Below are 6,834 nucleotides of genomic sequence, written 5' to 3'. Positions count from 1 at the left end.
CGGGCCCGTCCGCACGTGCGTCAGCGCCGTGCGGGCCGCGTTGCCCGAGCCGACGGTCGCCGCGAGGCCGCCCGTCGACGCCAGTGCGCCGCGGGCCGCGCCCAGCCGGCCGAGCGCGTCGTCGACCGCGTCCAGCAGTGCCGGCCGGTTCCCCTCGCACATCGCCAGCACCAGCTCGGGCCTGGTGCCCGCCACCCGCGTCCCGTCGGTGAACGAGCCCGCCGCCAGCGCCAGCGCGAGCGGCCCGCCGTCCGCGCCGGTCGCCGCCAGCACCGCGGCCAGCAGGTGCGGCAGGTGCGACACCCGCGCCACCGCCGCGTCGTGCTCGCCCGCGGTGGTCGGCACGACGTGCGCGCCGCAGTCCAGCGCCAGTACCGCCGCCTCCCGCCACGCCGCCGGATCGGTCTCCTCGTCGGCCACGACGACCCACGGCGCGCCGTCGAACAACGTCTCCGACCCCGACGCCCACCCGGACTCCGACCGCCCCGCCATCGGGTGGCCGCCGGCGTACCGCGCGGCCGGCACGAGCCGCCCGACCGCGTCGGCCACCGGCTGCTTCACGCTCACCACGTCGGTCAGCAAGCACGACGGCGCCAGCGACGCCACGGTCGCCAGCACCTCGGCCACCGCCGGCAGCGGCACCGCCACCACGACCAGCGCGTCCAGCGCCGCCGCCTCCGCGACCGCCTCGTCCACAGTGGACATCACGGTGAAGCCGTCCGCGCGTGCCGCGTCCGCGTCCGATGTGGACGACGTGGCGCCCCACACCGGCCGCCCCGCGCGGGCCGCCGCACGCAGCACCGAGCCGCCGATGAGACCGAGGCCGATCACGCACACCGCTCGCATGTCGACCATCATTCTCCGGCCGGGTCAGCGCAGTGCGTCCAGGGCGAACGCGGCGTACATCGCGACGCCGTTGGCGAACGCGGACTCGTCGAAGTGCACCCGGTTGGAGTGGTTCGGCGGCGCCTGCTCCGGCTCGATGCCCGGCGGGCACGCGCCGAGGAACGCCAGCGTGCCCGGCACCTTCTGCAGGACGTAGGAGAAGTCCTCGGCGGCCATCAGCGGGTCGGTCATCAGCGGCGCGGCCCGGGGGCCCAGCACCGACCCGGCCAGCTCGAGCACCCGCGCGGCCACCGTGTCGTCGTTGCGGGTGGGCGGGTAGCCGGCGTTGACCTCGAACTTCACCGTGCACCCGTGGGCGGCGCCGATGTGCTCGCACACCTTGGGAATCTCCGCGAGCACGGCCTCGTGCACCGCGTCGGACAGCGTCCGCACGGTGCCCTCGAGCTCCGCGGTCTCCGGGATCACGTTGGACGTCGTGCCCGCGGTGATCCGCCCGACCGTGAGCACCGCCGGGTCGAAGACGCTGAACCGCCTGGTCACCATCGTCTGCAGCGCGCCGACCATGGCCGCCGCCGCGGGCACCGGGTCGACCGCGTGGAACGGCATCGCGCCGTGCCCGCCCCGGCCGGTGACGGTGACCGTCCACGCGTCCGCGCTCGCCATGATCGGCCCGGGCTTGCAGGTGATCACGCCGGACGTGGCGGTGGCCGTGATGTGCAGCGCGAGCGCCCGCTCCACCGCCCGCCCGCCCGCGTCGAGCACGCCCTCGTCGATCATGTGCTTGGCGCCCTGGTGGCCCTCCTCGCCGGGCTGGAACATGAAGATCACCCGCCCGGACAGCGCGTCCCGCCGGTGGTGCAGCAGCCGGGCGGCCGAGGCCAGCATCGCGGCGTGCGTGTCGTGCCCGCACGCGTGCATCGCGCCCTCTTCCTCGGACGCGAACGCGAGCCCGCTGTCCTCACGCAGCGGCAGCGCGTCCATGTCCCCCCGCAACAGCACGCTCGGTCCCGGGTGGGCGCCGTTGAGCACCGCGACCACCGAGTCGCACGACTCACCCTTGGTGACGTGCAGGTCCAGCCCCTCCAGCGCGTGCAGTACCGCGGCCTGCGACTTGGGCAGCCGAAGCCCCAGCTCGGGGTGCTTGTGGAGCTGCCGGCGCAGCGAGACGGTTCGCGGCTGCAGCGCGCGGGCGGCCTCCACCAGCCCGGTGAACCTAGGATCGTTGGCCAGGGCTCGGGAGGTATCGGCGGGTGTCATGAGTTGATGATGGCACCCGGGGACCGTCGGTGAGGGTCTCTTACCCCGCGTAGTGGTCGGGTGGCAACACCCGGTGACCCGCTTCTTCCTGCGGAGGGGCAACAGGAATACCGTGTCACCATGTCCGAGGAGGATGTGGTGCCCGGCTTCGCGATCGCCGTCGTCCGCGAGGACGGCAAGTGGCGGTGCACCGCGATGGACGCCTTTGTGCTCAACGAGCTCGACGCGGCCATCACCGAGCTGCGCAAGGTCCGCTCCACCGGCGCGGTGATGGGCATGCTCGGCGTCGACGACCAGTTCTTCCTCCTGCTGCGGCCCTCGCCGAGCGGCATCTCGCTGCTGCTGTCGGACGCGGCGGCCGCGCTCGACTACGACATCGCCGCCGACGCGCTGGACCTGCTCCGCGTGGAGCCCCCGTCCGAGGACGACGAGGACGTCTGGCCCGAGGGTGCCCTCGACATCCTCGCCGACATCGGGTTGCCGGCCGCGGAGCTGCAGGTCATCGTGGGCGAGGTGGACCTCTACCCCGACGAGCAGCTGCAGATGATCGCGCAGCGGTGCGGTTTCGCCGACGAGTTCAGCAAGCTGCTGGACACCATCCCCCAGTGACCGACGAGTCCCTCATCCGCGCGGCGATAGCCGCCGCCCGCCGCGCGGCCGGCACCGACGACGTGCCCATCGGCGCGGTCGTCATCGGCCCGGACGGTACGGAGCTGGCGAGCGCCTGCAACGCCCGCGAGGCCCTCGGCGACCCCACCGCGCACGCAGAGCTCCTGGCCCTCCGCGCCGCGGCGGCCGCTCTCGGCGACGGCTGGCGCCTGACCGGCTGCACCCTGGCGGTGACGGTCGAGCCGTGCACGATGTGCGCGGGTGCCCTGGTCCTGTCCCGGGTCGCGCGCGTGGTCTTCGGCGCCTGGGAACCCCGAACCGGCGCGGTGGGATCCCTGTGGGACGTGGTCCGGGACCGCCGGCTGACCCACCGTCCCGAGGTCGTGGGCGGCGTCCTGGCCGACGAGTGCGCGGCCCTGCTGGACGAGTTCTTCGCCGCCCACCGCTGACCGGGGACCGGTCCCGAGCCGCCCGGTCCATGCTGCCCTACGTCCGACCGGGGAGCCGGACAGGCGACGGCCGGTCACAGATGGGGGCGTGACCGGCCGTTCGTCAGGTGCGGTCGATCGGGGTGACAGCTGACCACCGTCGACGGCTACCTGGCCGACCCGAACGGCGAGCTGGACCGCTTCCCGTGGACCGACGACATCGGTGCCCACGTGGACGCGCGCACCGAACAGGTCGACTGCATCGTGCTGGGCCGCAAGGTCGTGATCTCCAACAGCCTCACCGAGTCCCCCTGGGAGAACGCCGTGCTGGCCGAGACGGTGAACCGCCTGAAGGCTTGTGTCCGCCCAGCCGTTCGACTGCGGGATCACCGCGTCGCACTACGCGCCGAAGCGCTCCTGAACACGCGAAACGCCGGTCACCACTTGACGCATGGTGACCGGCGTTTCGGCTGTTCGGAGCGGTAGCGGTGGGATTTGAACCCACGGACGGGGTGAACCGTCACGCGCTTTCGAGGCGCGCTCCTTCGGCCGCTCGGACACGCTACCGCCGAGAACCTTACCGGACGGGCGGCGCGGCTTGCGCAGGGTAGGCGCGCGTGTGCATCCGTACAGAGTGTTGTGCGTTGGTCTTCTCTCGTTCACTCGATCGGGGCAGGATGCGGGCTCTGTCGGGGTTACGAGGGCGAATGGAAGGCCAGGCGCGGTGAGGACTAGGCAACGGCACGGCATGGTGTTGCTCGGAGTGGCGGCGTTATCGCTGGGTGTCATCCCGGTGGCGGGGGCCGCCGCGGACGCACGGATCCATGACATCCAGGGCGACACCCGGCTGTCCACACTGGACGGCCAGCAGGTGAGCAACGTGCCTGGCGTGGTCACGGCCATCCGCGCGTTCGGGTCGGCGCGCGGGTTCTGGATGCAGGACCCCAACCCCGACGCCGACCCCGCCACCAGCGAGGGCATCCTCGTCTTCACCGGGTCCACCACGCCCGCGGTGACCGTCGGCGACGCGGTGGTCGTGGCCGGCACGGTCGCCGAGTTCTACCCGGACGGCGCGCCGGCGACGTCCATCCACCAGTCGATGACGGAACTTACCCGGGCCACCTGGACCGTCCAGTCCAGCGGGAACGCGCTGCCGGCGGCCGAGCCGGTCGGCCCGGCCACGGTGCCGGACGCGATGGCGCCCGACGCGAACGGCGGCAGCGTCGAGGGGCTCACCCTGCGCCCCGCGAGCTTCGCGATTGACTACTGGGAGTCACGCGAGGGGATGCGCGTCCGGGTGGACGATGCCCGCGTCGTCGGGCCGACCACCGCCTTCAACGAGGTCTACCTCACCACCAAGCCGAACCAGAACCCGTCCGCGCACGGCGGGACGATCTACACCGGCTACGCCGACTCGAACACCGGCCGCATCAAGGTCAAGTCGCTGATCCCGTTCTCGCAGCAGCCGTTCCCGAAGGCCGACGTGAACGACCGGCTCGCCGGCGAGACCTCCGGCCCGGTCGACTACGACACGTTCGGCGGCTACCTCATCCAGGCGACCACGCTCGGCACGCTGGTCGACGGCGGGCTCCAGCCGGAGGCGACCCGGCCGCAGCGGTCGAACGAACTCGCGGTGGCCACCTACAACGTCGAGAACCTCTCGCCGCGCGACACCCAGGCGAAGTACGACCGGCTGGCGCACGGCGTGACCAGCGCGCTGGCGAGCCCGGACATCCTGTCCCTGGAGGAGATCCAGGACAACAACGGCACGACGAACGACGGCACGGTCGCCGCGAACGTCACCCTGCAGCGGTTCGTCGACGCGGTCGTCGCGGCCGGCGGCCCGCGCTACGAGTGGCGCGAGATCGACCCGGTCGACGGCCATGACGGCGGCGCGCCCGGTGGCAACATCCGGGTGGCGTTCCTGTTCAACCCGGCCCGCGTGTCCTTTGTGGACCGACCGGGTGGCGACTCGACCACGGCCGTGCAGGTCACCGGCGGGCACAAGCCCGCGCTGTCGGTGTCGCCGGGCCGGATCGACCCGGCGAGCACGGCCTGGACGGACAGCCGCAAGCCGCTCGCGGGCGAGTTCACCTTCCGCGGCCGAACGGTGTTCGTGGTGGCCAACCACTTCAACTCCAAGGGCGGCGACCAGCCGATGTACGGCCGGTTCCAGCCGCCGACCAGGGGGAGCGAGACGCAGCGCGTCGCCCAGGCGACCGAGGTCAACGAGTTCGTCGGGCAGATCCAGAAGGTCGACCGGCTGGCCAACGTCGTGGTGCTCGGCGACCTCAACGACTACCAGTTCTCGCCGGCGCTGCACGAGCTGACCGATCACTACCGCCTGCTCGACCTCATGAACGTGCTGCCGCGCAACGACCGGTACAGCTACGTGTTCGAGGGCAACTCGCAGGTGCTGGACCACGTGCTGGTGACCGGTCTGATGCTGCCGGACTACGACGTCGTGCACGTGAACGCGGAGTTCGCCGACCAGGCGAGCGACCACGATCCTCAGGTGGTACGCCTCACCCCGTTGGGGTAAGGAATACTGCGGGGATGATCAGCTGACGTGGGAGACGAGGAGGACGTCATGCAAGCTGACCAGCAAGAGCGGGGGGACCAGGCTGCGGAGCGGGAGTCCGATGAGGGCCGCCACTCCGCCCCGGAGGGGGCCGAGCGCCACCCGCTGATCGATATGGAGAGGGACCCGACGCCGGGCGTGGCGAACCACGCGAAGCAGGAGGAGTAGGGCCCGACCCGACAAGAGAGCGCCGGTCACCCCAGAGGTGGCCGGCGCTCCCGCATGAGACCACGACCAGGCGCTGACGAGTTTGGAGAAGGGGAACCCGAGCGCCGAAGCCACCGCCGCGGGCCCGAAGGCCCACGCGTTCCGGACAGGAAGCCCGACCGAGCAGCCCGAGCACGGCGGCGGAGCCGAAGGCAAACACGTTCCCGAAAGGAAGCCGACCGCCGAAGCTGACCAGGGCGGCGGGGCCGAAGGCTGACGCGCTCGCAAGGTGAGCCGTGTGGTGAAGCCGACCAGGGCCGAGGGCCGAAGGCTCCCGCGCTCGAAACGGCAGCTGTGTGGTGAAGCCGGACCAGGGCGGCGGAGCCGAAGGGCTGACGCGCTCGCAAAGGAAGCTGAGCGCCGAAGCTGACCACGGCGGCGGCGCCGAAGGCTCACGCGCTCGAAACGGGCAGCCGTGTGGTGAAGCCAATCAGGGCCGCGGCGCCGAAGGCTGACACGCCCGCAAAGGGGAGCCGAGTCGCCGAAGGGCGACAACGGCGGGGGTCCGGGGGCGAAGCCCTCCGGGCGGGCCTGGGGTTGCACCCCAGAAAACAGGCGAGGCGACAAGGCCCGCGCTTTCCGCGGGCACACGTCGCCGGAGACGAGCGGAGGATGCGGGATTTGAACCCGCGAGGGTTGTAACACCCAACACGATTTCCAGTCGTGCGCACTAGGCCACTATGCGAATCCTCCGCCGGGCAGCCTACCGGAGCGGCTCGAGTCGCCCAAAACGGCTCCCGGGGCCCTGGGTCTGGACCGAACGGTGGTTCGCCCCCTAGGCTGCGGTCGGGTAATCGATTACCGGAGGCGATCAATGTCGACTGCATCCGAGTGTTGTTCCGACGGCGAATGCTGCGGCCACGGCCAGTCCCGGCGCGCGTTCCTGTCCATGGGAATGGCCGGGCT

6 protein-coding genes and 2 tRNA genes are annotated in these 6,834 nt (G+C 71.8%); 4 read left to right on the top strand and 4 right to left on the bottom strand.

Annotated features, from left to right (window positions below):
• Window positions 1–846 (bottom strand): prephenate dehydrogenase (locus tag VGD70_RS30300; RefSeq protein ID WP_331087377.1); only part of this gene is annotated, 846 nt, incomplete at its 3' end.
• A gap of 24 nt (window positions 847–870) precedes the next feature.
• The gene (locus tag VGD70_RS30295) at window positions 871–2,103 is read right to left on the bottom strand and encodes a M20 family metallopeptidase (RefSeq protein ID WP_331087375.1); all 1,233 of its coding nucleotides are present in this window, start codon (window positions 2,101–2,103) and stop codon (window positions 871–873) included.
• A gap of 120 nt (window positions 2,104–2,223) precedes the next feature.
• Here VGD70_RS30295 and VGD70_RS30290 point away from each other — a divergent pair, with 120 nt between their 5' ends.
• From VGD70_RS30290 to VGD70_RS30280, 3 genes are all read left to right on the top strand, one after another.
• Entirely contained in the window at window positions 2,224–2,712 is a 489-nt protein-coding gene (locus VGD70_RS30290; RefSeq protein ID WP_331087373.1) for a tRNA adenosine deaminase-associated protein, read from the top strand.
• The gene (locus VGD70_RS30285) at window positions 2,709–3,161 is read left to right on the top strand and encodes a nucleoside deaminase (RefSeq protein WP_331087371.1); all 453 of its coding nucleotides are present in this window, start codon (window positions 2,709–2,711) and stop codon (window positions 3,159–3,161) included. Before VGD70_RS30290 ends, VGD70_RS30285 begins: the two co-directional genes overlap by 4 nt.
• 210 nt (window positions 3,162–3,371) lie before the next feature.
• Window positions 3,372–3,626, top strand: coding sequence for a hypothetical protein (locus VGD70_RS30280; protein ID WP_331087369.1), 255 nt, complete (start codon window positions 3,372–3,374; stop codon window positions 3,624–3,626).
• On the opposite strand, the gene VGD70_RS30275 is transcribed toward VGD70_RS30280, so the two are convergent.
• Window positions 3,621–3,707 (bottom strand) — tRNA-Ser (locus VGD70_RS30275). The genes VGD70_RS30280 and VGD70_RS30275 overlap by 6 nt on opposite strands.
• Before the next feature lie 181 nt (window positions 3,708–3,888).
• Here VGD70_RS30275 and VGD70_RS30270 point away from each other — a divergent pair.
• Entirely contained in the window at window positions 3,889–5,682 is a 1,794-nt protein-coding gene (locus tag VGD70_RS30270; RefSeq protein WP_331087367.1) for an endonuclease/exonuclease/phosphatase family protein, read from the top strand.
• Window positions 5,683–6,534: 852 nt separating this feature from the next.
• Here VGD70_RS30270 and VGD70_RS30265 read toward each other — a convergent pair.
• Window positions 6,535–6,621 (bottom strand) — tRNA-Ser (locus tag VGD70_RS30265).
• Window positions 6,622–6,834 lie beyond the last annotated feature (213 nt).

It is taken from the genome of Actinophytocola sp. (assembly GCF_036402745.1).
Taxonomy (GTDB): domain Bacteria; phylum Actinomycetota; class Actinomycetes; order Mycobacteriales; family Pseudonocardiaceae; genus Actinophytocola.
Note: the sequence above shows the minus strand (reverse complement) of the source record. Positions and strands in the feature narration are given on the sequence as shown.